At 67.6% G+C, this 23,557-nt stretch carries 25 protein-coding genes; 19 read left to right on the forward strand and 6 right to left on the reverse strand.

Annotated features, from left to right (window positions below):
* The first annotated feature begins 51 nt into the window (after positions 1-51).
* On the forward strand, positions 52-1,761 hold the full coding sequence (locus ACJH71_RS18040; protein ID WP_406759344.1) for an amidohydrolase: 1,710 nt from the start codon (positions 52-54) through the stop codon (positions 1,759-1,761).
* A gap of 24 nt (positions 1,762-1,785) precedes the next feature.
* On the opposite strand, the gene ACJH71_RS18045 is transcribed toward ACJH71_RS18040, so the two are convergent.
* Positions 1,786-2,361, reverse strand: a complete 576-nt coding sequence (locus tag ACJH71_RS18045) for a DUF5666 domain-containing protein (RefSeq protein WP_406759345.1) — start codon at positions 2,359-2,361, stop codon at positions 1,786-1,788.
* A gap of 456 nt (positions 2,362-2,817) precedes the next feature.
* On the opposite strand from ACJH71_RS18045, the gene ACJH71_RS18050 reads away from it, so the two are divergent.
* From ACJH71_RS18050 to ACJH71_RS18075, 6 genes are all read left to right on the forward strand, one after another.
* Positions 2,818-2,997: a DUF6131 family protein gene (locus tag ACJH71_RS18050; RefSeq protein WP_406759346.1), complete on the forward strand. Its 180-nt coding sequence runs from the start codon at positions 2,818-2,820 to the stop codon at positions 2,995-2,997.
* 171 nt (positions 2,998-3,168) lie between these two features.
* Positions 3,169-3,339, forward strand: a complete 171-nt coding sequence (locus tag ACJH71_RS18055) for a CsbD family protein (RefSeq protein ID WP_406759347.1) — start codon at positions 3,169-3,171, stop codon at positions 3,337-3,339.
* 117 nt (positions 3,340-3,456) lie between these two features.
* The gene (gene trxA / locus ACJH71_RS18060; RefSeq protein WP_406759348.1) at positions 3,457-3,831 is read left to right on the forward strand and encodes a thioredoxin; all 375 of its coding nucleotides are present in this window, start codon (positions 3,457-3,459) and stop codon (positions 3,829-3,831) included.
* Between the two features lie 26 nt (positions 3,832-3,857).
* Positions 3,858-4,679 carry an enoyl-CoA hydratase gene (locus ACJH71_RS18065; RefSeq protein WP_406759349.1) on the forward strand — a complete coding sequence of 274 codons (822 nt, stop codon included), beginning with the start codon at positions 3,858-3,860 and terminating at the stop codon, positions 4,677-4,679.
* A gap of 26 nt (positions 4,680-4,705) precedes the next feature.
* Positions 4,706-6,343 (forward strand): ABC-F family ATP-binding cassette domain-containing protein, encoded by a 1,638-nt coding sequence (locus ACJH71_RS18070; RefSeq protein WP_406759350.1) that lies wholly within the window; start codon positions 4,706-4,708, stop codon positions 6,341-6,343.
* A 130-nt stretch (positions 6,344-6,473) separates the two neighbouring features.
* Complete coding sequence (locus ACJH71_RS18075; RefSeq protein ID WP_046282993.1) at positions 6,474-6,674, forward strand: helix-turn-helix domain-containing protein; 201 nt, start codon at positions 6,474-6,476, stop codon at positions 6,672-6,674.
* A gap of 106 nt (positions 6,675-6,780) precedes the next feature.
* Here the strand turns inward: ACJH71_RS18075 and ACJH71_RS18080 are convergent, their stop codons facing one another.
* Positions 6,781-7,344 (reverse strand): TetR/AcrR family transcriptional regulator, encoded by a 564-nt coding sequence (locus ACJH71_RS18080; protein WP_406759351.1) that lies wholly within the window; start codon positions 7,342-7,344, stop codon positions 6,781-6,783.
* 14 nt (positions 7,345-7,358) lie between these two features.
* Entirely contained in the window at positions 7,359-10,193 is a 2,835-nt protein-coding gene (gene acnA / locus ACJH71_RS18085) for an aconitate hydratase AcnA (RefSeq protein WP_406759352.1), read from the reverse strand.
* A 131-nt stretch (positions 10,194-10,324) separates the two neighbouring features.
* Here acnA and ACJH71_RS18090 point away from each other — a divergent pair, with 131 nt between their 5' ends.
* The 9 genes from ACJH71_RS18090 to ACJH71_RS18130 all read left to right on the forward strand — a co-directional run bounded on the left by ACJH71_RS18090 (position 10,325) and on the right by ACJH71_RS18130 (position 19,269).
* A complete protein-coding gene (locus ACJH71_RS18090; RefSeq protein ID WP_406759353.1) occupies positions 10,325-10,876 on the forward strand; it encodes a DUF6676 family protein in 552 nt (183 codons plus the stop codon).
* 262 nt (positions 10,877-11,138) lie between these two features.
* On the forward strand, positions 11,139-12,569 hold the full coding sequence (gene ripA / locus ACJH71_RS18095) for an NlpC/P60 family peptidoglycan endopeptidase RipA (protein WP_406759392.1): 1,431 nt from the start codon (positions 11,139-11,141) through the stop codon (positions 12,567-12,569).
* 10 nt (positions 12,570-12,579) lie between these two features.
* Positions 12,580-13,281 carry an NlpC/P60 family peptidoglycan endopeptidase RipB gene (ripB, locus tag ACJH71_RS18100; RefSeq protein ID WP_406759354.1) on the forward strand — a complete coding sequence of 234 codons (702 nt, stop codon included), beginning with the start codon at positions 12,580-12,582 and terminating at the stop codon, positions 13,279-13,281.
* 132 nt (positions 13,282-13,413) lie between these two features.
* The gene (locus ACJH71_RS18105) at positions 13,414-14,532 is read left to right on the forward strand and encodes a MoxR family ATPase (protein ID WP_308483268.1); all 1,119 of its coding nucleotides are present in this window, start codon (positions 13,414-13,416) and stop codon (positions 14,530-14,532) included.
* 62 nt (positions 14,533-14,594) lie between these two features.
* Positions 14,595-15,506, forward strand: coding sequence for a DUF58 domain-containing protein (locus ACJH71_RS18110; RefSeq protein ID WP_406759393.1), 912 nt, complete (start codon positions 14,595-14,597; stop codon positions 15,504-15,506).
* A gap of 28 nt (positions 15,507-15,534) precedes the next feature.
* Positions 15,535-16,542, forward strand: coding sequence for a VWA domain-containing protein (locus ACJH71_RS18115; RefSeq protein WP_308483267.1), 1,008 nt, complete (start codon positions 15,535-15,537; stop codon positions 16,540-16,542).
* A gap of 93 nt (positions 16,543-16,635) precedes the next feature.
* Positions 16,636-17,385, forward strand: coding sequence for a 3-oxoacyl-ACP reductase FabG1 (fabG1, locus tag ACJH71_RS18120; RefSeq protein ID WP_046282986.1), 750 nt, complete (start codon positions 16,636-16,638; stop codon positions 17,383-17,385).
* Between the two features lie 33 nt (positions 17,386-17,418).
* Positions 17,419-18,228 (forward strand): NADH-dependent enoyl-ACP reductase InhA, encoded by an 810-nt coding sequence (inhA, locus tag ACJH71_RS18125; RefSeq protein WP_067973144.1) that lies wholly within the window; start codon positions 17,419-17,421, stop codon positions 18,226-18,228.
* Complete coding sequence (locus ACJH71_RS18130) at positions 18,229-19,269, forward strand: ferrochelatase (protein ID WP_406759355.1); 1,041 nt, start codon at positions 18,229-18,231, stop codon at positions 19,267-19,269. It begins immediately after the preceding gene.
* 26 nt (positions 19,270-19,295) lie between these two features.
* On the opposite strand, the gene ACJH71_RS18135 is transcribed toward ACJH71_RS18130, so the two are convergent.
* Positions 19,296-20,129 (reverse strand): hypothetical protein, encoded by an 834-nt coding sequence (locus ACJH71_RS18135; RefSeq protein WP_406759356.1) that lies wholly within the window; start codon positions 20,127-20,129, stop codon positions 19,296-19,298.
* A gap of 79 nt (positions 20,130-20,208) precedes the next feature.
* Between ACJH71_RS18135 and ACJH71_RS18140 the strand changes: the two genes are divergently transcribed.
* Genes ACJH71_RS18140 through ACJH71_RS18150 form a run of 3 tightly spaced genes read left to right on the forward strand, consistent with a single transcriptional unit; the run spans position 20,209 to position 22,183 of the window.
* Positions 20,209-20,643, forward strand: coding sequence for an NfeD family protein (locus ACJH71_RS18140; RefSeq protein WP_406759357.1), 435 nt, complete (start codon positions 20,209-20,211; stop codon positions 20,641-20,643).
* A 14-nt stretch (positions 20,644-20,657) separates the two neighbouring features.
* Positions 20,658-21,803, forward strand: coding sequence for an SPFH domain-containing protein (locus tag ACJH71_RS18145; RefSeq protein ID WP_406759358.1), 1,146 nt, complete (start codon positions 20,658-20,660; stop codon positions 21,801-21,803).
* Positions 21,800-22,183, forward strand: a complete 384-nt coding sequence (locus ACJH71_RS18150) for a DoxX family protein (protein WP_406759359.1) — start codon at positions 21,800-21,802, stop codon at positions 22,181-22,183. The genes ACJH71_RS18145 and ACJH71_RS18150 overlap by 4 nt, the downstream gene beginning before the upstream one ends.
* A gap of 3 nt (positions 22,184-22,186) precedes the next feature.
* On the opposite strand, the gene ACJH71_RS18155 is transcribed toward ACJH71_RS18150, so the two are convergent.
* A complete protein-coding gene (locus ACJH71_RS18155) occupies positions 22,187-22,870 on the reverse strand; it encodes an MIP/aquaporin family protein (RefSeq protein WP_406759360.1) in 684 nt (227 codons plus the stop codon).
* A 212-nt stretch (positions 22,871-23,082) separates the two neighbouring features.
* A complete protein-coding gene (locus tag ACJH71_RS18160) occupies positions 23,083-23,553 on the reverse strand; it encodes a nitroreductase family deazaflavin-dependent oxidoreductase (protein ID WP_406759361.1) in 471 nt (156 codons plus the stop codon).
* Between the last annotated feature and the right edge of the window lie 4 nt (positions 23,554-23,557).

Below are 23,557 nucleotides of genomic sequence, written 5' to 3' on the forward strand. Positions count from 1 at the left end.
GACTGTGACGGAAAACGAGCGGACACGGTGACGACGAGCAGGCGACGGTTTATGGCCGGGATGGCGGCTGCGGCGGCGGGCACAGCTGTTGGCGGGCTCGCGGCGTGCGGATCGCGGGGGCCGGGGGCCGACACCATTTTCATCGGTGGCCCGGTGGTGACGGTGGCGCCGGGCGCTCCGGAGGCCGAGGCGCTCGCGGTCACCGCTGGCCGGATCAGCCGGGTCGGCACCGCCGACGAAGTGCTACGACTGCGGGGCTCGGGGACCACCGTCGTCGACCTGCGCGGCCGGGCGCTGCTGCCGGCATTCGTGGAGCCGCATGGTCATCCCTTCGAGATGGGCTCCACCCTGGCTCCGCCGGCCATCGATGTGCGTCCCTTCACCGTCCCCACCGCCAGCGGGGTGTTCGCGAAGCTGGCCGAGGCCGTGGCGGACACGCCCAAGGGGCAGCCGATTCTGCTCAACGGGGTGGATCCGCTGCTGCAGACCGGGCTGCAGCCCTTCACCCGCAACGAACTGTCCCGGCTTGCGCCGAACAACCCCGTGGTGATCATTTCCAACAGCGGCCACGCCGCCTATGGCAACACGGCCGCATTCACCGCGGCCGGCATCACCAAGACCACCCCCAACCCGGCCGGGGCGCAGTACATCCACGGGCTCGACGGCCAGCTGACCGGCGAGGTGCGCGAGGCGGCGGCGGTGATGGCGTTGGTGGCGCCCTTCTCCGGTGCGATCATGGCCAACGCCGGCGACAATCTGCGCTGGGCCTACTCCCAACTCGCCCGCGCGGGAATCGCCACTGCCACCGAACATTCCTATGATGCGCGTGCGCAATCCGAGGTGTTCGGCAAGCTCGCTCAGCAGGCCGACTGTGCGGTGCGGGTCCGTGCCTACGAGATCGGCACCGCAGACCTGGCCGCGGACACCAAGAATGTTCGTGGCAAGCGGGCCCGCGCCGACGTCCTGTTCGACAAGATCGGGATGAAGATGTGGGCGGACGGTTCGCCCTGGCAGGGCAACATCTTCACCACCTTCCCGTATCTGAGTAACGCCACCACCGCGGGCATGGGCCTGGGGCCCGACCACCGCGGCCGGATGAACTACTCGCCCGAACAGATCCAGGAACTGACCAAGGCCTTCGTCGATCAGCATTGGCAGGTCTCCTGCCACGTCCACGGTGATGCCGCGATCGACGTGGTGCTGGACGCCTTCGAACAGGCGCGCACGCCCCCGGCGCTGCGACCCCGGATCGAACACGTCGGAGCCATGCGACCCGATCAATTCGCGCGGGCCGCGCAGCTGGGAATCACCCCCAGCCTGTTCATCGAACACATCTATTACTGGGGAGATGTGTTGGTGGACAAGCTGTTCGGTGCGGACCACGGCTCGCACTGGATGTCGGCGCGTTCGGCTCTGGACGCCGGGCTGCGGCTGTCGTTCCACAATGACGGCACCGTCACCCCGCCCAACCCGATCGGCAACATCGCCACCGCGGTGAACCGCATCGCCAAGGGCAGCGGCCGGGCGCTGGCACCCGAACAGCGCATCGGCGTGGATGCGGCGATCAAGGCGCAGACACTCAACGCCGCCTGGCAACTGCGGCTGGACACCGAGATCGGCAGCCTGGAGCCCGGCAAGTACGCCGATCTGGTCGTACTGTCCCACAACCCTCGCCGCGTGCCGCCTGCGGAGCTGCGTGACGTGGCCGTGGAGGCCACCTACCTGATGGGCCGGCAGACCTACGGAAAGGTGCTGGGGTAGCGGTTGCGGTGCCGCCGAGGCCCGCTACGCGGGCGGCTCGGGGCAGTTGCCGTCGCCGGCCCACACGGTGACCCGGGCCGCCTGCAGCACGCCGTCGCCGTCCGTGGTTCCACCGGCAGCGACGCACTTGCCAGCGCTGATCGACGGTGCGCTGACGGTGACCATCCGGCGGAAGTGGGTGCTGTCGTTGACCGTGACCGTGGTCGGCCCGGACGGGCCACTGATGGTGAGGGTGTCACCGGAGACCGACTCGACCACGCCGCGCACGCCACGGTGCGGCTTCGGGGGAGCCGGGGCGTCGGCCGCGGCGGGTCGCTGCGGGCACTTGCCGTCGACGGTGGTGCTGATCGCCACGAACTTCGCGGTGATGGCGCCGCTGTCGGCGGGGGCGCTGTCGCCAGTGGCGCCGACCTTGATGCAGGTGCCGGCGGTGATCTCGGCGCGTTGTGCGGGTACCGACTCGAAGATCCGCGTGCCGTCGGTCAAGGCCACCGTGGTGGTGCCGGACGAGCGGGCCACCTCAAAGATGTTACCCGACACCGAGGAGACCGAACCCATCACGTGGTCGCCCTGGGCGTGTGCCAATGCGGGGAAAATCATTGCGGTGGTTCCGGTTACCGTGAAAACAGCGAGAGCTGTGCGACAACGGGCAGACATCAACATGCTCCAATCGTGGACTTAGCTGGTGCGCTTGTCCTGGTTTTAGGTCATCTCACCGTCGGCGGTACAGCTGTCCACGACCTTGCTCTGAGCTGTGTGTGGGCTGTGTATGCGCCGGAACCCTGCCGCAGAGGGTCCGAGCCCCTCTTACGACTCGCCGCCGGTGTTGGTTTCCGGCACCTGTCTCTGCTGCCGGCGTGGCGAGATGCCAACTGCCGGAGTGCATCTACGGGGCGGCAAGGTTCCAGAAATGAGCGGCGTGTCGGCCGGGCGGATTGAAATCGGTTTGCCAGTGCCGCAAAGCGGGCATACCTCCTGCCAGCACGACTCACGAGTCAGACCATCGCCACCAGGCTGAGGCTGGCGTGGGCGTCGCCAGGAAGACGGGTAACCGCCATGATCACCCTCGGAGTCATCCTTATCGTTCTCGGGCTCGTCCTGCCCGCCCTGGCCCCAGCCTTCGTTTACGCGAACGTCTTGTTTTCCATCGGTGTCGTCCTCTTGGTTGTCGGCCTGATCCTGATGTTCGCCGGTAGAGCGGGCCACGCGGTCGGCGGTCGTCGCCACTACTACTAGCAGCGGCGGCGCCGCCGGAAACTCGTCGCTGCCAATTCCGCCGCAATCGGCATGAATCTATGACTTCCTGCACCCGGAAACGGGTGCAGGCTGACGGCAACGCCGACGGCGCAGTCGTAACACGGTCGGCTGCAGTGTGCAGTTGACCACCAATTGAAGGGACAACTCCCCATGGGAATCGTCGACAAGGCTAAGAATGCCGTGCAGAACGCGAGCGGCAAGGTCAAGGAACAAGCCGGCAAGGTCACCGGTGACACGGACACCGAAGCTGAAGGCAAGAAGGATCAGCTGAAGGCCAACGTCAAGAAGACCGGCGAGAGCATCAAGGACACGTTCCGCTGACCTCTGCCGTGAGAGAGAGTCGCCGCCGTAGCTACGGCGGCGACTTTCGTTTCGCGGCCACACCAGCGCGGGTGCCCAGCCGGGAACACCGCGGCGTATCCGGGCGTTAGGCCAATCATGGCAACTCAAGACCTCACCGCAGCGAAATTCGAAGAAACCATCGCCGACAACGACATCGTGCTCGTCGACTTCTGGGCGTCCTGGTGCGGGCCGTGCCGATCGTTCGCGCCGACGTTCGCGGCAGCCTCCGAGAAACACCCTGACGTGGTGTTCGCCAAGGTCGACACCGAAGCCGAGCAGCAGTTGGCCGCTGCCGCCCAGATCCGTTCCATTCCCACCCTGATGGCGTTCAAGAAGGGCACGCTGGTGTTCAACCAGGCCGGTGCGCTGCCCGCTCCGGCGTTGGAGAACCTGGTCCAGCAGGTCAAGGACCTCGATGTCGAGGCGGCGTTGGCCGAGCAGGCCGCTGCAGGCAAGCCCGACCAGGTCTGAGGGCACGCACGCGATAGCGTGCATCCGTGTCTTCCGAATCCGAATTCATCCTGGTCGAACGTCCCCGTCCGCACGTCGCACTGATCACGCTGAACCGCCCGGAGCGGATGAACTCCATGGCGTTCGACGTCATGGTTCCGCTACGCGATGCGCTGGCCGAGATCAGCTACGACAACTCGGTGCGGGTGGTGGTGCTCACCGGGGCGGGCCGAGGGTTCTCCTCGGGCGCCGACCACAAGTCCGCGGGTTCGGTGCCGCACGTGGCCGGGCTGACCCGCCCCACCTTCGGCCTGCGCTCGATGGAACTGCTCGACGACATCATCCTGGGGCTGCGGCGGCTGCACCAGCCGGTGATCGCCGCCGTCAACGGGGCGGCCATCGGTGGCGGACTGTGCCTGGCGCTGGCGGCCGACATCCGGGTCGCCGCGTCCGGGGCCTACTTTCGGGCGGCCGGCATCAACAACGGGCTGACCGCCAGTGAGCTGGGGCTGAGCTATCTGTTGCCCCGGGCGATCGGGGCGTCGCGAGCGTTCGAGATCATGCTCACGGGCCGGGACGTCGATGCCACCGAGGCCGAGCGAATTGGCCTGGTCTCGCGGGTCGTGGAGCAGCCGGACCTGCTGGACACCTGCTACGACATGGCCGAGCGGATCGCCGGTTTCTCTCGCCCCGGGGCCGAATTGACCAAGCGGACGCTCTGGAGCGGACTTGACGCCGGTAGTCTGGAGGGGCACATGCAGGCCGAGGGGCTCGGGCAGCTCTACGTGCGCCTGCTGACCAGCAACTTCGAGGAAGCCGTCGCTGCGCGCGCCGAGAAGCGCCCACCGGCCTTTACTGACGATAAGTAGCAATAACACGACAGGAGTACGCGCGCGTGATTACCGCAACGGGCCTGGAGGTCCGCGCCGGAGCGCGCACCCTGCTCGACTCGGTGGACTCGGTGCTGCGGATACAGCCCGGAGACCGGATCGGACTGGTCGGCCGCAACGGCGCCGGCAAGACCACCACGCTGCGCATCCTGGCCGGTGAAGGTGAGCCGTACGCGGGCACCATCACCCGCACCGGCGAGGTCGGCTACCTGCCGCAGGACCCCCGGGAAGGCAACCTCGACGTGCTGGCTCGCGACCGGGTGCTCTCGGCGCGTGGCCTGGACACGATCCTGACCGACCTGGAGAAGCAGCAGGTGCTGATGGCCGAGGTCGTCGACGACACCGAGCGCGACCGGGCCATCCGTCGCTACGGCCAGCTCGAAGAGCGATTCGCTGCGTTGGGTGGCTACGCCGCCGAGAGTGAGGCGGGCCGGATCTGCACCAGCCTGGGTCTGCCCGATCGGGTGCTGACGCAGCCGCTGCGGACCCTGTCCGGCGGGCAGCGCCGCCGGGTGGAGCTGGCCCGGATCCTGTTCGCCGCTGGCGAGGGCGGCGCTGGAGGCGCCGGTTCGGGTACCACCCTGCTGCTCGACGAACCGACCAACCACCTCGACGCGGATTCGATCGGCTGGCTGCGTGACTTCCTGAAGAACCACAGCGGGGGACTGGTCCTGATCAGCCACGACGTGGACCTGTTGGCCGACGTGGTCAATCGGGTGTGGTTCCTGGACGCGGTGCGCGGCGAGGCCGATGTCTACAACATGGGCTGGAAGAAATACCTCGACGCCCGTGCCACCGATGAACAGCGTCGCCGCCGGGAGCGCGCCAATGCCGAACGCAAAGCTGGAGCGCTGCGCGCCCAGGCCGCGAAGATGGGTGCCAAGGCGACCAAAGCCGTTGCGGCGCAGAACATGCTGCGTCGCGCTGAGCGGATGATGGCCGAACTCGACGACGAGCGGGTCGCCGACAAGGTCGCCAAGATCAAGTTCCCGACCCCGTCGGCGTGCGGGAAAACCCCGCTGATGGCCAGCGGGCTGACCAAGGTGTATGGCTCGCTGGAGATCTTCACCGGCGTCGACCTGGCCATCGACCGGGGCTCACGCGTGGTGGTGCTGGGCCTCAACGGCGCCGGCAAGACCACCCTGCTGCGGCTGCTCGCCGGAGTCGAGACCCCCGACGCCGGTCAGCTGGAGCCCGGCCACGGTTGCAAGATCGGCTATTTCGCCCAGGAACACGACACCATCGACAACGCTGCGACGGTGTGGGAGAACATCGTTCATGCGGCCCCCGACACCTCCGAGCAGGATCTGCGCGGGCTGCTGGGCGCCTTCATGTTCACCGGGCCGCAGCTGGAGCAACCGGCCGGCACGCTGTCCGGCGGTGAGAAGACCCGGCTGGCGCTGGCCGGCCTGGTGGCATCCACCGCGAATGTGTTGTTGCTCGACGAACCGACCAACAACCTCGACCCGGCCTCGCGTGAGCAGGTCCTCGACGCGCTGCGCAGCTATGCCGGCGCGGTGGTGCTGGTCACCCACGACCCGGGCGCGGCCGAGGCACTTGATCCCCAGCGCGTGGTGTTGCTGCCCGACGGCACCGAAGACCACTGGTCGGCGGACTACCGCGACCTGATCGAGCTGGCCTAGCAAGCGAGGCTGAGCCGGGCCCGGCGGCCCCGCTGTCCCGATTCCCCTGTATTTCAGCCAAACCCGCCCGATCGCCACGTCGGCTTCCTACGCTGAAGCCGTCAAGGCGGCGAGGGGATGGTGAGGGGACGTGGCGACGACGACGAAACCGAACAAGCAACGCGATCGTCAACTGGTCGAGTTGCGCAGCGCCTATGAGGGCGGGGCGAGTATCCGGACTTTGGCGGCGTCGACCGGCCGATCGTACGGATCCGTGCACAGCATGCTGCGGGAGTCGGGCGCGGCGATGCGCAGCCGCGGTGGGCCCAACCACCGCACCCGATCGCGTTAGCGCAACTCCGTGCATCTCGCCGAGCGTGTACGCAGGGCGAGATTTCGGCAAGATATCCGTCCTGAGTGCACGCTCGGTACCAAAATTGCCCTCTAGTGCGGCGAAATCAGCTGTGCCGCACCGAATCCTCGACCAGGTCGAGGACCGCAGACAATCGCTGCGGGTCTTCTCCTGAGGCCAGTCGCGCGACCAGGCCGTCGAGCACCAGATCCAGGTAGCAGTGCAACACCTCAGCGGGGACGTCATCGCGCAGCCGGCCGGCCCGCTTCTGGCGGCGCAGCCGATCCACTGTGGCAGCGGTCAATTCGGCTGAGCGTTCCGCCCAGCCGCGGCTGAATTCCGGGTCGTGGCGCAGTTTGCGGGCGATCTCCAGCCGGGTGGCCAGCCAGTCGAACTGCTCCGGGGCCGCCAGCATGTCGCGCATCACGCCGATCAGGCCCTCGCGCGAGGCGACATCAGCCATCCGCTGCGCGTCTTCGCGTGCCAACTCGAAGAACAGCGTGTCCTTATCGCGGAAGTGATGGAAGATCGCCCCGCGCGACAGCCCGATCATCTGCTCCAGTCGCCGCACTGTCGCCTGGTCGTAGCCGTAGGCGGCGAAGCAGCGCCGCGCGCCATCGAGGATCTGGCGGCGCCGGGCCGCCAGGTGATCCTCGCTGACCCTGGGCATCAGGTGATCGCTGTCTACGCGGTCTTGGACGACTTCAGCATGTTGCGCAGCACGTACTGCAGGATGCCGCCGTTGCGGTAGTAGTCGGCCTCGCCGGGGGTGTCGATGCGCACCACCGCGTCGAACTCGACCTTCTCTCCACTTTCCTTGGTGGCGGTGACCTTGACCGTCTTCGGCGTCTTGCCAGCGTTGAGTTCTTCGATACCGACGATGTCGAAGGTCTCGGTGCCGTCCAGGCCCAGCGTCTTGGCGGTCTCGCCGGCCGGGAACTGCAGCGGGATCACGCCCATGCCGATCAGGTTCGAACGGTGGATGCGCTCGAAGGACTCGGTGATGACGGCCTTGACGCCCAGCAGCGTGGTGCCCTTGGCCGCCCAGTCACGCGACGAGCCCGAGCCGTATTCCTTGCCGCCCAGCACGACCAGCGGGATGCCGGCCTTCTGGTAGTTCATGCAGGCGTTGTAGATGAACTCCTGCGGGCCACCCTCCTGGGTGAAGTCCCGGGTGTAGCCGCCCTGGGTGCCTTCGAGGCCGATGGTGTCGAGCACCCGATTCTGCAGGCGGATGTTGGCGAAGGTGCCGCGGACCATGACCTCGTGGTTGCCGCGACGGCTGCCCAGCGAGTTGTAGTCCTTGCGCGCCACACCGTGGGCGTCCAGGTAGTCCGCCGCCGGGGTGCCGGGCTTGATCGGGCCGGCCGGGCTGATGTGGTCGGTGGTGACCGAGTCGCCCAGCAGCGCCATCACCCGAGCGCCCTTGATGTCGGAGACCGGCTCGGGCTCCATTCCCATGCCGTCGAAGTACGGGGCCTTGCGCACGTAGGTCGACGCCTCGTCCCAGGCGAAGGTGTCACCGTCCGGGGTCGGCAGGTTGCGCCAGTTGTCGTCGCCCTTGAACACGTCGGCGTAGGACTTGCGGAACATGTCCTGGTTGATCGCGGACTTGATGGTGTCGTCGATCTCCTGGGCCGACGGCCAGATGTCGCGCAGGAAGACGTCGTTGCCGTCGGTGTCCTTGCCCAGGGAATCGGTTTCGAAGTCGAAGTCCATGGTGCCGGCCAGTGCGTAGGCGATCACCAGCGGCGGGGATGCCAGGTAGTTCATCTTGACGTCGGGGGAGATGCGGCCCTCGAAGTTGCGGTTACCCGAGAGCACCGCGGTGACGGTCAGGTCTTCCTCGTTGACCGCCTTGGAGATCTCCTCGGGCAGCGGGCCGGTGTTACCGATACAGGTGGTGCAGCCGTAACCGCCCAGGTAGAAGCCGAGCTTCTCCAGGTAGGGCCACAGGCCGGCCTTCTCGTAGTAGTCGGTGACGACCTGGCTGCCCGGGGCCATGTTGGTCTTCACCCACGGCTTGGACGACAGGCCCTTCTCGACGGCGTTGCGCGCCAGCAGGGCCGCGCCGATCATCACCGACGGGTTGGACGTGTTGGTGCACGAGGTGATACCCGCGACGGCGACGGCGCCGTGGTCGAGGATGAATTCGCCGCGCTCGCCCTTGACGCGGATCGGCTTGCTCGGCCGGCCGTCGGAGCCGTTGGCGGCGGACTGCACGTCCACCGCACCGTCGTCGGCGAAGCTCAGCTTGGCCGGGTCGGAGGCCGGGAAGGACTCCTCGATGGCCTCGTCGAGCTGGGTGTGCGGCGTCGGGAGCTGCTCTTCGACGTAGTTGTGGATGTCCTTGCGGAAGGCGATCTTGCTCTCCGACAACAGGATCCGGTCCTGCGGACGCTTCGGTCCGGCGATCGACGGGACCACGGTGGACAGGTCCAGCTCCAGGTACTCGGAGAAGGCCGGCTCGCGGTCCGGGTTGTGCCACATGCCCTGGGTCTTGGCGTAGGCCTCGACCAGCGCGAGCTGCTCGTCGGTGCGGCCGGTCAGGCGCAGGTAGTTGATGGTCTCTTCGTCGATCGGGAAGATCGCGCAGGTCGAGCCGAACTCGGGGCTCATGTTGCCCAGGGTGGCGCGGTTGGCCAGCGGCACCTCGGCCACGCCCTTGCCGTAGAACTCGACGAACTTGCCGACCACGCCGTGCTTGCGCAGCATGTCGGTGACGGTGAGCACCACGTCGGTGGCGGTGACGCCCGGCTGGATCTCGCCGGTCAGCTTGAAGCCGACGACCCGGGGGATCAGCATCGACACCGGCTGGCCCAGCATGGCCGCCTCGGCCTCGATACCGCCGACGCCCCAGCCCAGCACACCCAGGCCGTTCTGCATGGTGGTGTGGCTGTCGGTGCCCACACAGGTGTCGGGGTAGGCCTGGCCGTTGCGCACCATCACGGTGCGGGCCAGGTACTCGATGTTGACCTGGTGCACGATGCCGGTGCCCGGCGGGACGACCTTGAAGTCGTCGAAAGCGCCTTGGCCCCAACGCAGGAACTGGTAGCGCTCGGCGTTGCGCTGGTACTCCAGCTCGACGTTGCGCTCGAAGGCGTCGGCGGTGCCGAAAACGTCGAGGATCACGGAGTGGTCGATGACCATCTCGGCGGGCGAGAGCGGGTTGACCTTGTTGGGGTCGCCGCCCAGGGCGGTGACGGCCTCACGCATGGTGGCCAGGTCGACGACGCAGGGCACACCGGTGAAGTCCTGCATGATCACCCGCGCCGGGGTGAACTGGATCTCGATGCTCGGCTCGGCGGACGGGTCCCAGTTGGCGATCGCGTTGATGTGATCTTTGGTGATGTTCGCGCCGTCCTCGGTGCGCAGCAGGTTCTCGGCCAGCACCTTGAGGCTGTAGGGGAGTTTCTCGGTGCCGGGGACGGCATCGAGGCGGAAGATCTCATAGTTCGTGTCACCCACGGTCAGGGTGTCGCGGGCTCCGAACGAATTCACCGAATCTGTGCTGGTCACTTCAACTCCCGAGATCGAGTTCTCATCCATCGACGGGTCCGCGCCGACGGGCGACATAACCCTAACAGTACGATTGTCCTGTATAAAGTAAGGTTCACCTCACTTGGCCGGGGTTGATACCGTCATCAACCGTGACGATCCAGCACCCGCCGGCCTACATTCCTGGCGAGCTCTGCATCACCGTCGGCCTCGACCCGGCCACTCCGCCCGACGACTGCATGGCGCTGGTCAAGGTTGCCGTCGCCGCCGACGGGGTGAGCGCACCGGCGGCCGATGTGCCGGCGCTGCGCGAGGTGGTGGCCCAGGCGGGCCGCGACGGCATCGACCTCAAGATCGTCGAGGTCGCCCGAAACCCCGGGATGGACACCGCGCTGCGTGACGTCGCCACCGTGGTCGGCTACGACTATCCGGATTCGACCGTCCTGGTCGTCAGTAGTAACTATGTCGGCAGCTATAGCGGCCAGTTTCACCGGTCCAAGCTGGAGGCTGCCGAGGATCACGCCAAAACCGGCGATCCGGTGACCTCGGCGCAGAATTTCCTGCATGAATTGACCACCCCGGATCTGCCCTGGACGGGCCTGACGGTGGTGCTGCTGGTCGGGGTGGCGGCGGCGGCCGTCGGCACCCGCTTCCTGCAGCGACGCAGCAAACGGGCTGCCGAGCGCTCCGACGTCGCGAACTAGCGGCCTTACCTCCGAAAACCCGGAAACTGGGCGATCAATTGTCGCCCAGTTGTGGGCTGCCGCAAATAATTAGGTCACCGAATGGTCACAACCGGCTTAATTACACAAACGTAGTTTGTTACGAACGTTTCTCCAGTGACTGATGTGACGTATGGTCTCAAAAGGCGCAGCTGTTGTAACTGTTGTTTCTGTGCTTTTGCCACCGGCCGAAGCGCGGCGCCGCCTGCTGAGAGTCCGAGGAGATCCAAGCCGAATGAGACGCATGCGCTGTGGCTCCGATGGCTCTGTTTTCCGACTGGCGACCCGGTTGGCCCAACCCGCGACGGTGTCGGTGCTCAGCGCCGCGATGCTGCTGGGCACCCCGGGACTGGCGACGGCCCTACCCGGGCAGGACCCCGACGGCATCGCCGCGCTGATCGCCGACGTCGCCGACGCCAACCAGCAGCTGCAGAACCTGGGCGCGCAGATCGCCGAGGAGAAGGAAGGGGTCAACAAGGCCCTGGTGGATCTGCAGACTGCCCGCGAGGACGCGGCCGCCGCCCAGCACGAGGTGGAGGCCGGTCGGCAGGCGATCGTCGACGCCGATGCCGCGATCGCCGTCGCACAGCGCCGGTTCAACACGTTCGCCGCGTCGACCTACGTCAACGGGCCCTCGGACAGTTACCTGACCGCGGCAAACCCCTCGGACATGATCGCCACGGCTGCGGCCGGGCAAACCTTGGCGCTCTCCTCCCAGCAGGCGCTGGACGGCCTCAAGCGAGCCCGCACCGAACAGCTGAACAAGGAGTCGGCCGCCCGGTGGGCCAAGCAGAAGGCCGACCAGGCCGTCGCCGACGCACAGTCCAGCCAGGACGCCGCGGTGGCCGCGCTCACCGATACCCAGCGCAAGTTCGGCGAACAGCAGGGCGAGATCGACAGGCTGGCCGCACGACGCAACGAGGCGCAGGCCAAACTCGCCGCCGCCCGCGGCCACGATCAGCCCCAGCAGGGGCCAGCGCCGGCCGGTCCCGCAGGCGGTGATCGGTGGGGGAACCCCACCGGACCCGCCGCCGGTCCGGTGGCCGCCAAGGAGCCCGCGAAGTGGGACGGTCCCTGGGACCCGACCCTGCCGATGATCCCCAGCGCCGACGTGCCCGGTGACCCGATCGCCGTCATCAACCAGGTGCTCGGGATTTCCCAGACCTCGGCGCAGGTGACGGCGAATCTCGGCCAGAAGTTCCTGCAGTCGATCGGGCTGGCCCGCCCCGACGACACCGGCATCAACAACGGCAAGATTCCGCGGGTCTACGGCAGGCAGGCCTCCGAATACGTGATCCGGCGTGCCCTTTCGCAGCGCGGCGTGCCCTACTCCTGGGGTGGGGGCACCGCTGCGGGGCCCGGCCGCGGGATCGGCTCCGGTTCGGGCACCGTCGGATTCGACTGCTCCGGGCTGATCCTCTACGCCTTCGCCGGGGTCGGCATCAAGCTGCCGCACTACTCGGGTTCGCAGTACAAGATGGGGCGCCAGATCCCGTCGGCAATGGCGCGTCGCGGCGACGTCATCTTCTACGGACCCGGTGGTAGCCAGCACGTGACGCTCTACCTCGGCAACGGTCTGATGCTGGAGGCCCCGGACGTGGGCCAAACGGTGAAGGTGTCACCGGTACGCAAGAGCGGCATGACGCCTTACGTAGTCCGATACATCGAATACTGACGGCGGTGCAATGCAACTGAGTTCATTACGTCTTTCGCGCCTCATCGGGTCGCTGCTGGTGGCGATCCCGGTGATGGTGGGCCTGGCCGGACCGGCCGAGGCGGACCCGGGGTGGGACCCCACCCTGCCTGCGACGATCAGCGCCGGGGCGCCCGGTGACCCGTTGGCGATCGCCAACGCGTCGCTGCAGGCCACCGCCAATGCCACCCAGACCACGATGGACCTGGGCCGCAAGTTCCTGTCCGGCCTCGGGTTCAACGTGGGCGATGAAGCCGCCGGCAACGTGTCACCCGGCCAGCGGGTGCACGGCAAGCAGGCCATCGAGTACGTGATCCGCCGCGGTGGCGCGCAGATGGGCGTGCCCTACTCCTGGGGCGGCGGTTCGCTGACCGGTCCCAGCAAGGGTGTCGACTCCGGGGCGGGCACGGTCGGTTTCGACTGCTCGGGCCTGATGCGTTACGCCTTCGCCGGCGTCGGCGTGCTCATCCCGCGATTCTCCGGTGACCAGTACAACGCCGGCCGGCACATTCCGCCCAATCAGGCCCGCCGCGGCGACCTGATGTTCTACGGCCCCGGCGGTGGCCAGCACGTCACCATGTACCTGGGCGGCGGCAAGATGCTGGAGGCCTCGGGCAGCGCCGGGAAGGTAGTCGTCAGCCCGGTGCGGACGTCGGGGATGACGCCGTATCTGACCCGGATCATTGAGTACTGACGCATTCGGGACGGGCCTTACGTCGACGGATGCTGCTAACCCTGGAATAGTGAAACGAGGGCACAACGCTGCCCCTCGGCCGTGCGCCGTGCAAGCAGTTGTGTCTGACCGACCTTTGTGGAGGATTTGTCGATGACGTCATCGGATGGGACGCCCGCGGGCGCCAGCGGTTTCCCCGGCTCGGCCGGTGCCGAGACAGGCACAGTCGGCGGTAGCGGGCTCGCCGCCGACGTACACGCGCTGGAGCGGGCCATCTTTGAGGTCAAGCGCGTCATCGTCGGCCAGGACCAGCTCGTCGAGCGCATCCTGGTCGGCCTGCTGGCCAAGGGCCACGTGCTGCTCGAAGGCGTGCCCGGCGTCGCCAAGACCCTGGCCGTGGAGACCTTCGCCAAGGTGGTCGGCGGGTCCTTCGCGCGCATCCAGTTCACCCCGGACCTGGTGCCGACGGACATCATCGGTACCCGCATCTACCGGCAGGGCCGCGAGGAGTTCGACACCGAGCTCGGTCCGGTGATGACCAACTTCCTGCTGGCCGACGAGATCAACCGTGCACCGGCCAAGGTGCAGTCGGCGCTGCTGGAGGTCATGCAGGAGCGCAAGGTCTCCATCGGTGGCAAGAGCTTCGCGCTGCCCAACCCGTTCCTGGTGATGGCCACCCAGAACCCGATTGAGCACGAGGGCGTCTACCCGCTGCCCGAGGCGCAGCGCGACCGCTTCCTGTTCAAGATCAACGTCAGCTACCCCTCGCCCGAAGAAGAGCGCGAGATCATCTACCGGATGGGCGTCACCCCGCCGGAGCCCAAGCAGATCCTCGGCACCGGCGACCTGGTGCGACTGCAGACGCTGGCGGCCAACAACTTCGTGCACCACGCCCTGGTGGACTACGTCGTCCGGGTGATCACGGCCACGCGCCACCCCGAACAGTTCGGCATGCCGGACGTGAAGAACTGGCTGTCGTTCGGTGCGTCGCCGCGTGCCTCGCTGGGCATCATCTCCGCGTCCCGGGCGCTGGCCCTGGTGCGGGGTCGCGACTATGTGATCCCGCAGGACGTCATCGAGGTGATCCCGGACGTGCTGCGCCACCGCCTGGTGCTGTCCTACGACGCCCTCGCCGACGAGATCACCTCGGAGATCGTCATCAACCGGGTGCTGCAGACGGTGCCGCTGCCCCAGGTGAACGCCGTTCCGCAGCAACAGCATTCGTCGGCACCGGGTGCCCCGACCGCGGCGGCAGTGGCCGGCGGTCGGTGAGCGACCCCGACACCGGGGCTGAAACGTCTCAGGCGCCCGGAACCAGTACCGCACCGCCGTCGATGCTGCGCGGAGGAATCCGCGACCCCAAGCTGGCCGCGGCGCTGCGGACCCTGGAGCTGACGGTCAAGCGCAAGCTCGACGGGGTGCTGCACGGGGACCATCTCGGCTTGATCCCCGGCCCGGGCTCCGAGCCCGGCGAGTCCCGGCTGTACCAGCCCGGCGATGACGTGCGCCGGATGGACTGGTCGGTCACGGCCCGCACCACCCATCCGCACGTCCGCCAGATGATCGCCGACCGCGAGCTGGAGACCTGGCTGGTGGTCGACATGTCGGCCAGCATGGATTTCGGCACCGCCACCTGCGAGAAGCGTGACCTGGCGGTGGCGGCGGCCTCGGCCATCGTCTACCTCAACAGCGGCGGCGGGAACCGGCTGGGCGCACTGGTGGCCAACGGTGAGCGCGTCGTGCGGGTCCCGGCCCGCTCCGGGCGCAACCATGAGCAGACCCTGCTGCGCACCATCGCCACCATTCCGCGGGCCCCCGTCGGGGTGCGGGGCGACCTGGCGGCGGCCATCGACGCGCTGCGCAGGCCCGAACGCCGGCGGGGGATGGCGGTCATCATCAGCGACTTCCTCGGACCGATCAACTGGATGCGCCCGCTGCGAGCGATCGCCGCCCGCCATGAGGTGCTGGGCATCGAGATCCTCGACCCGCGTGACGTCGAGTTGCCCGACGTCGGCGACGTGGTGCTGCAGGACACCGAATCCGGGATCACCCGCGAATTCACCATCGACGCCAAGCTGCGCGACGATTTCGCCCGGGCCGCGGTGGCCCACCGCGCCGACGTCGCGCGCGCGTTGCGCAGCTGCGGTGCGCCGATGCTGGGATTGCGGACCGACCGGGACTGGATCGCCGACATCGTCCGATTCGTCGAGTCACGCCGGCGCGGCGCGCTGGCGGGGATGCCGTGAACTCGACCCGTAAACAGACAGGTCTGCTATGACATTGCCGCTGCTTGGGCCGATGACGCTGACGGGCTTCGCGCACCCGTGGTTCTTTCTGTTCCTGTTCGTGATCCTGGGCCTGGTCGCGCTCTACATCCTCATGCAGGTGGCGCGGCATCGGCGGATCCTGCGGTTCGCCAATATGGAGCTGCTGGAGAGCGTGGCGCCCAAATCGCCGACGCGCTGGCGGCACCTGTCGGCGATCCTGCTGATCACCTCGTTGCTGCTGTTCACCGTCGCGATGGCCGGCCCCACCCACGATGTCCGGATCCCGCGCAACCGCGCGGTGGTGATGCTGGTGATCGACGTCTCCCAGTCGATGCGGGCCACCGATGTGGCGCCCAGCCGGCTGGCGGCCGCGCAGGAAGCCGGCAAGCAGTTCGCCGACGAACTGACCGCGGGCATCAACCTGGGCCTGATCGCCTACGCCGGCACCGCGACAGTGCTGACCTCGCCGACCACCAACCGCGACGCGACCAAGGCCGCGATCGACAAGCTGCAACTGGCGGACCGCACCGCCACCGGTGAGGGCATCTTCACCGCATTGCAGGCGATCGCCACCGTGGGCGCCGTCATCGGCGGCGGCGACACCCCGCCACCGGCCCGCATTGTGCTGCTCTCCGACGGTAAGGAGACGGTGCCGTCCAACCCCGACAATCCCAAGGGGGCGTTCACCGCGGCTCGCACCGCCAAGGACCAGGGCGTGCCGGTCTCGACGATCTCGTTCGGCACGGCCTACGGCTACGTCGAGATCAACGAGCAGCGTCAGCCGGTGCCGGTCGACGACGATTCGCTGAAGAAGATCGCCGATCTGTCCGGCGGCAGCGCCTACACCGCGTCCAGCCTGCAGCAGCTCAAAGAGGTGTACTCCACGCTGCAGGACCAGATCGGCTTCGAGACCATTCGCGGCGACGCGAGCACCGGCTGGCTGCGGCTGGGAGCGTTCATCCTGGCGCTGGCGGGGTTGGCGGCGCTGCTGCTGAACCGCCGTCTACCCGCGTAGGTCCCACCCCACCCGTTGACTCTGCGCTCACGGCGCAAAAGTGCGAGTAGCCCGCGCCCTCAGCGCAGAGTCAACGTGTCGATTCGATAGGTTATGCCGGTGACAGACAGCGAAGCCCCCGCAGGAAAGCCCGCATTTGTGTCCCGTTCGGTCCTCGTCACCGGTGGAAACCGGGGCATCGGGCTGGCGATCGCACAGCGACTGGCCGCCGACGGCCACAAGGTGGCGGTGACGCACCGCGGATCCGGTGCCCCCGAGGGACTGTTCGGGGTGGTGTGCGATGTCACCGACAACGACGCCGTCGACCGGGCGTTCAAAGAGGTCGAAGAGCACCAGGGCCCGGTGGAGGTGCTGGTGGCTAACGCCGGTATCTCCAAAGACGCGTTCTTGATGCGGATGACCGAGGAGCGTTTCGAAGAGGTCATCAACGCCAACCTGACCGGCGCTTTCCGGGTCACCCAGCGGGCGTCGCGCAGCATGCAGCGCAAGCGCTTCGGCCGGATCATCTACATCGGATCGGTCTCGGGCATGTGGGGGATCGGCAACCAGGCCAACTATGCGGCGGCCAAGGCGGGGCTGATCGGCATGGCCCGCTCGATCTCTCGTGAGTTGTCCAAGGCCGGTGTCACCGCGAACGTCGTTGCGCCGGGCTACATCGACACCGAGATGACCCGGGCCCTCGATGAGCGGATCCAGGAGGGCGCGCTGGACTTCATCCCGGCCAAGCGGGTAGGTACCGCCGAGGAGGTCGCCGGTGCGGTCAGCTTCCTGGCGTCTGAGGACGCGAGCTACATCGCCGGCGCGGTCATCCCCGTCGACGGCGGCATGGGCATGGGCCACTAGCGACTCGTTCAGTTTCAAGATAGGGGACTTTTCATGGCAGGCATTCTCGAAGGCAAGCGGATCCTGGTCACCGGGATCATCACCGACTCCTCGATCGCGTTCCACATCGCCAAGGTGGCGCAGGAGGCCGGCGCGCAGCTGGTGTGTACCGGCTTCGACCGGCTGCGGCTGATCCAGCGCATCATCGACCGGCTGCCGGAGCCGGCGCCGCTGCTCGAACTCGACGTGCAGAACGAGGAGCACCTGGGCTCGCTGGCCGAGCGTGTCACCGAGGTGATCGGCGAGGGCAACAAGCTCGACGGCGTGGTGCACTCCATCGGCTTCATGCCGCAGACCGGCATGGGCATCAACCCGTTCTTCGACGCCCCCTACGAAGACGTCGCCAAGGGCATCCACATCTCGGCGTACTCCTACGCCTCGCTGGCCAAAGCGGTGCTGCCGATCATGAACCCCGGCGGCGGAATCGTCGGCATGGACTTCGACCCGACGCGGGCGATGCCCGCCTACAACTGGATGACGGTGGCCAAGAGTGCCCTGGAATCGGTGAACCGGTTCGTGGCGCGCGAGGCCGGAAAGGTCGGTGTGCGGTCGAATCTGGTTGCGGCCGGCCCGATCCGGACCCTGGCGATGAGTGCCATCGTGGGCGGTGCCCTGGGCGAGGGCGCCGGCGAGCAGATCCGGCTGCTGGAGGAGGGCTGGGATCAGCGGGCCCCGATCGGCTGGGACATGAAGGACCCGACGCCGGTGGCCAAGACCGTCTGTGCGCTGATGTCCGACTGGCTGCCGTCCACCACCGGAACGGTCGTCTACGCCGACGGTGGCGCTCACACCCAGTTGCTCTAAATGGAGCTAGACGCCGTCCTGCTGCTGTCTTTCGGGGGACCCGAAGGCCCGGAGCAGGTTCGGCCGTTCCTGGAGAACGTCACCCGGGGACGTGGGGTGCCGGCGGCCCGGCTCGACGCGGTCGCCGAGCACTACCTGCATTTCGGTGGCGTGTCGCCGATCAACGGGATCAACCGCGCGCTGGCCGACGCATTGCGTGCCGAAATGCCGGGTCTGCCAGTATATTTCGGCAACCGCAACTGGGAGCCGTACGCCGAGGACGTCGTCGCGGCGATGGCGGCCGACGGTGTCCGGCGCGCCGCGGTTTTCGCGACCTCGGCCTGGGGCGGGTATTCGGGCTGTGACCAGTACGCCGAGGACATCGTCCGGGCGCGGCGGTCGGTGGGGGAGCAGGCACCGGAACTGGTGAAACTGCGCCAGTACTTCGACCACCCGTTGTTCGTGGCGATGTTCGCCGAGGCGATCGCCACCGCCGCCGACAGCCTGCCGGCCGGCCTGCGGGACACCGCCCGGCTGGTTTTCACCGCGCATTCCATCCCGGTGAGCGCCGACGCGCGCTACGGCCCACAGCTTTACAGCCGCCAGGTCGCCTACGCGACCAGGCTGGTCGCGGCAGCCGCGGGCTACCACGACTACGACCAGGTGTGGCAGTCGCGCTCGGGGCCCCCGCAGGTGCCCTGGCTGGAGCCCGACGTCGAAGCGCACCTGGCTGCCCTGGCTGAGAACGGCGTGCGCGCGGTGATCGTCTGTCCGATCGGCTTTCTCAGCGACAACATCGAGGTGGTGTGGGACCTCGACAACGAAGTCCGCTCTGCGGCGCAGGCGGCCGGGATCGCCTACGCGCGCGCGGGCACCCCGAACGCCGATCGACGGCTGGCCCGTCTGGCCCGCGGCCTGATCGAGGAACTGCGCACCGGCAGCGCACCCGAACGCATCGCCGGGCCGTCCGCGCTGGGCTGCGGATTCGGGGTCAACGGGGCGCCGTGCGGGTCGTCGCACTGCACCGCGATCGTGGTGCCGGCCAGCGGGTCGCCGCTATAGGGCCGAAGCCGGCTCGCTGCCGAGGGTCAGTTCTGCCAGGCCGAGTGCAGGATCGCCGTCACGGCGGCGCTGCGTGCCGAGCGCACCACCGTCGTCAACGGCGCCACCGCATCCACGGCGCGCTGGACCGCGGTCGATGTTTGAGCGCTCGCGGTCAGCAGATCGGCGCTGACGGTGATGATCGCCTCGACGTGGGCGGCGCTCTGCAACACGCGCACCGCACGGCTGGGTGCATGATCCGGAATCCGGTGCAAGAGCGTGGCTTCCATCATCTGCTCCACGCGCAACCGCGGGTCCTCCACGCCGTAGTCGGCCCAGCGCGAACCGGTGGAGCCCAACGCTTCGGCCGCCGTCCGCACGGCCGACCGCAAGGAGTACTCGGCGTCGCCCAGATCGTGCTGTTCGGTCGTCGGCATGCTGGTCAGCGGGAACACCGTCCAGCGCAGCTCGGCGGGGTAGTCATCGTCGGAGTCTTCGGAGTACGCCGGTACCAGCCCGATCGGAGCTGAGGCGTTCGACGATCCGATCAGCACGGCCTCACCGGCGAGGATCGCCTCCTGGGAAAAGATCGTCCCGGCCGGCAGTCCACGGACGTCGCCGGGCACCGGAAACACCGGTCGAATGCCGTCCCCAGCGGCCGCCAGCCCGGCGCCACGCACCAACTGCAGCAGGGCGGCTGCGCCGCCGTCGCAGGCGTCCGGCCATGACAGGCCGATGCTGCTCGCGACGACCGCATCGTGGGCGGCCACCGATTGCACTGGCGCCCAGGCCGATAGTGCGTCCAGCACGTCATCGGGTGCGGCCCGGCCGGCAAGCCAGGCGTTGGCCCACACCGACAGGGAAGTACTCGGGCACCACATGATGCAAGGCAGTGTAGTTGCCCGCGCTGTCCCGGCCGGACCGCACAGGTTCGCGCGGTTCTCGGGCTATCCTGGCCGCATGCCGACTGCCCTGATCTGGTTGGTCTTCGCACTCGGGCTCGCAGGAGCCGAGGCCCTCACCGGTGACATGTTCCTGCTGATGCTCTCCGGTGGTGCGCTGTCGGCGGCGGCAACCAGCGCCCTGACCAGCTGGCCGCTCTGGACCGACGGCGCGGTGTTCCTGGTGGTGTCGGTGCTGCTGCTGGCATTGGTGCGCCCCGCGCTGCGCCGAAGGCTGTGGGCCGGCACCGGCGGCGAAACCGGGGTGCTCGCGCTGCAGGGCAAGACCGCGCTGGTGCTCGACCGCGTCGAACAGCACGGTGGCCGAGTGAAACTGAACGGCGAGGTGTGGACCGCCCGCCCGCTCACCGACGGCGACGTCTTCGAACCGGGTGAGCAGGTCACCGTGATGCACATCGACGGCGCTACCGCGGTGGTCGGCAAGATCCTGTAACGAAAGGAATCGTCATGGAAGGCGTCACAACCGGGCTGCTATTGCTGGCCGTTTTGGTGGTGTTCGCGATCATCGTGGTCGCCAAGTCGGTCGCGCTGATCCCGCAGGCCGAGGCGGCGGTCATCGAACGGCTGGGCCGCTACAGCCGCACCGTCAGCGGTCAGCTGACCCTGCTGGTCCCCTTCATCGACCGGGTACGGGCCCGCATCGATCTGCGTGAGCGGGTGGTGTCGTTCCCGCCGCAACCGGTGATCACCGAGGACAACCTGACGCTCAACATCGACACCGTCGTCTACTTCCAGGTCACCAACCCCAAAGCCGCGGTGTATGAGATCAGCAACTACATCGTCGGTGTGGAGCAGCTGACCACCACCACGCTGCGCAACGTGGTCGGCGGGATGACGCTGGAGCAGACGCTGACCTCCCGTGAGGTGATCAACAGCCAACTGCGCGGCGTGCTCGACGAGGCGACCGGCCGGTGGGGGCTGCGGGTGGCCCGAGTGGAGCTGCGCAGCATCGACCCGCCGCCGTCGATCCAGGCGTCCATGGAGAAGCAGATGAAGGCCGACCGCGAGAAGCGGGCCATGATCCTGACCGCCGAGGGCCAGCGCGAGGCCGCCATCAAGCAGGCCGAGGGTCAGAAACAGTCCGAGATCCTCACCGCCGAGGGCGCCAAGCAGGCGGCGATCCTGGCCGCTGAGGCCGACCGGCAGTCCACGATGCTGCGCGCCCAGGGTGAGCGGGCCGCCGCCTACCTACAGGCCCAGGGGCAGGCCAAGGCCATCGAGAAGACGTTCGCGGCGATCAAGGCCGCCCGGCCCACCCCCGAACTGCTCGCCTACCAGTATCTGCAGGTGCTGCCGGAGATGGCTCGCGGCGAGGCCAACAAGGTGTGGGTGGTGCCCAGTGATTTCGGCTCCGCACTGCAGGGCTTCACCAAACTGCTCGGCGCCCCCGGTGAAGACGGTGTTTTCCGCTATCAGCCGTCGCCCGACGACGAGCCCCGGCACCGGTCCGAGGACGACAGTGAGGAAGTTGCCGACTGGTTCACCACTCAGACCGATCCGGCGATCGCCCAGGCGGTCGCCAAGGCCGAGGCGGATGCGCGGAAGCCCGTCGAGGGCGTGTTGCCGGCGCAGCTCGATCCCGGTCTGGCGTGAGCGCACTGACGGCACGGCCAACCTACGTGGCGTTGGCCGCGTTTCTGGCTGGGGACGCCGTGGCGTCGGCGATCCCGGTGCCCTATGTCGCCAAGAACATGGATGCCATGCGGATTCCCGCCGAGGTCCGCTGGGCGGTCCCGGTGGCCAAAGCCGCTACCGCGCTGGGCCTGGCATCGGTGTTCCGCTTCCCGGGCGTCGCCCGGCTCACCACCGGGTTGTTGACGTTGTATTTCGCCGGGGCGCTGGGCATCCACCTGCGGGTGCGCAACCGGGTCGCCAACATCGTGCCCGCGGTGCTGCTGCTGATGGTGTTCGCCGCGATGACGGTCCAGGGCCCGCACACCGCCGGGGGCGGGGTACGGGCCCTGGAGTCGTAGTTCCTAGCTCCTGCGGGAGGAGGCGGCAGTGTGCTCGTCGAGGTTGGTCGCCTTGTAGGCGTAGGCGGCCACGACCGCGCCGAGCAGCTGGGCGATCAGGTAGACCCAGAGGAACTTCCAGGCGAAGATCCCCGACAGCATCAAGCCGAAGGTGATGGCCGGGTTGAACGCGCCGCCGGAAATGGCGCCGACCGCCACCACGCCGACGGTCACCACGAATCCGATCGCCAGGCCGTAGAAGCTGTTGCCGGCACTGTCTTTGCTCGTCGCGGTGTGCAAAACGACATAACACAGCGCGAATGTGAATACCAATTCGGCCAGGAATGCAGGCCAGACGGTGCCGGTCAGATCAAGTGTTCCGGTCGCGTACTTGTCGTGCCACAACCCGAATCCCACACCGAAGGCGGCGAGCGCACCGACCAACTGGGCAACGATGTAGGGTCCGAGATCACCCAATGGCAGTGCGCCCCGCAAATAGGCGGCCACTGAGACGGCCGGGTTCAGGTGGCCGCCCGAGATGTGCCCACTGGCGTAGACCATGACCATCAGCACTGAGCCGATACCCAGCGCGGTGGCGGCTACGCATTCGGTGCCGGACAAGACGATGCCGAGCACAGCGAACATGAATACGAACGTGCCGATCATTTCGGTCAAATATTTGCGCACCGCGGCATTCCGATCAGCCATTGATCCGGTCCCTTCACTCCGTCGAGCACCTGTCCAATTTGTGCTGTGCCAGCACATGGCACTAACGAATACTGTAACGGCGTGAAGTCTTCGGTCTGCTATTTGCGGACCGTTTTTCACCGAATTGTTGCTGGATTAACGAGGGCGTCGTGTTGTTTGCCTATGCGTTTTCCGCAGTTTCGGTGTCGGGCGCGCAGCTCGGGGAGGCGGCGCTATCGGTCCAAGCGTAATTCGACCATCGGCAGTGCTGTGTTGGGCGGCGTCACCGGTTCGCCCAGCGTCTGCTCGAGCACCGCGCTGAACTTCGCCCAGGCGCGGGGGTGGCCTTCGATGTAGTGGCCCAGCACGCGGTCGGCTTCGGACTGGTCCAACACCCTGGCGGTAGCCGGAGCCGACGCCCTGCTCCCGGCGTAGACCCGCACCCGGGGGTTGGCGGTGATGTTGCGAAACCATTGGGCGCGGTCGCCGAAACCCGATGCCACCACATAGCTGTCACCGGCGGCGTGGTCGATGACTTCCAGGACGACACGGCGGCGCGCGCCCGTCTTGCGTCCGATGTGCTCGAGCATCAACAGGCGCGGTCCGAGGAGGCCGCCAAGTCGCGCGCGGTACAGCCAGATCGGGGCGCGCATCAGCCGTCGCGATCGCAACAGTCGGCTGAACGTGTCGGCCAAGGGCGGCATCTTC

It is taken from the genome of Mycobacterium sp. SMC-15 (genome assembly GCF_045310925.1).
Taxonomy (GTDB): Bacteria; Actinomycetota; Actinomycetes; order Mycobacteriales; family Mycobacteriaceae; genus Mycobacterium.

What these genes read in the sequence shown, in the direction of transcription:
- ACJH71_RS18040 (WP_406759344.1), top strand. Translation starts at nt 52, where the DNA reads ATGGCCGGGATGGCGGCTGCGGCGGCGGGCACAGCTGTTGGCGGGCTC.
- ACJH71_RS18045 (WP_406759345.1), bottom strand. Translation starts at nt 2,361, where the DNA reads ATGATTTTCCCCGCATTGGCACACGCCCAGGGCGACCACGTGATGGGT.
- ACJH71_RS18050 (WP_406759346.1), top strand. Translation starts at nt 2,818, where the DNA reads ATGATCACCCTCGGAGTCATCCTTATCGTTCTCGGGCTCGTCCTGCCC.
- ACJH71_RS18055 (WP_406759347.1), top strand. Translation starts at nt 3,169, where the DNA reads ATGGGAATCGTCGACAAGGCTAAGAATGCCGTGCAGAACGCGAGCGGC.
- trxA (WP_406759348.1), top strand. Translation starts at nt 3,457, where the DNA reads ATGGCAACTCAAGACCTCACCGCAGCGAAATTCGAAGAAACCATCGCC.
- ACJH71_RS18080 (WP_406759351.1), bottom strand. Translation starts at nt 7,344, where the DNA reads ATGCCCAGGGTCAGCGAGGATCACCTGGCGGCCCGGCGCCGCCAGATC.
- ripA (WP_406759392.1), top strand. Translation starts at nt 11,139, where the DNA reads ATGCGCTGTGGCTCCGATGGCTCTGTTTTCCGACTGGCGACCCGGTTG.
- ripB (WP_406759354.1), top strand. Translation starts at nt 12,580, where the DNA reads ATGCAACTGAGTTCATTACGTCTTTCGCGCCTCATCGGGTCGCTGCTG.
- ACJH71_RS18105 (WP_308483268.1), top strand. Translation starts at nt 13,414, where the DNA reads ATGACGTCATCGGATGGGACGCCCGCGGGCGCCAGCGGTTTCCCCGGC.
- ACJH71_RS18110 (WP_406759393.1), top strand. Translation starts at nt 14,595, where the DNA reads ATGCTGCGCGGAGGAATCCGCGACCCCAAGCTGGCCGCGGCGCTGCGG.
- ACJH71_RS18115 (WP_308483267.1), top strand. Translation starts at nt 15,535, where the DNA reads ATGACATTGCCGCTGCTTGGGCCGATGACGCTGACGGGCTTCGCGCAC.
- fabG1 (WP_046282986.1), top strand. Translation starts at nt 16,636, where the DNA reads ATGCCGGTGACAGACAGCGAAGCCCCCGCAGGAAAGCCCGCATTTGTG.
- inhA (WP_067973144.1), top strand. Translation starts at nt 17,419, where the DNA reads ATGGCAGGCATTCTCGAAGGCAAGCGGATCCTGGTCACCGGGATCATC.
- ACJH71_RS18130 (WP_406759355.1), top strand. Translation starts at nt 18,229, where the DNA reads ATGGAGCTAGACGCCGTCCTGCTGCTGTCTTTCGGGGGACCCGAAGGC.
- ACJH71_RS18135 (WP_406759356.1), bottom strand. Translation starts at nt 20,129, where the DNA reads ATGTGGTGCCCGAGTACTTCCCTGTCGGTGTGGGCCAACGCCTGGCTT.
- ACJH71_RS18140 (WP_406759357.1), top strand. Translation starts at nt 20,209, where the DNA reads ATGCCGACTGCCCTGATCTGGTTGGTCTTCGCACTCGGGCTCGCAGGA.
- ACJH71_RS18145 (WP_406759358.1), top strand. Translation starts at nt 20,658, where the DNA reads ATGGAAGGCGTCACAACCGGGCTGCTATTGCTGGCCGTTTTGGTGGTG.
- ACJH71_RS18155 (WP_406759360.1), bottom strand. Translation starts at nt 22,870, where the DNA reads ATGGCTGATCGGAATGCCGCGGTGCGCAAATATTTGACCGAAATGATC.
- ACJH71_RS18160 (WP_406759361.1), bottom strand. Translation starts at nt 23,553, where the DNA reads ATGCCGCCCTTGGCCGACACGTTCAGCCGACTGTTGCGATCGCGACGG.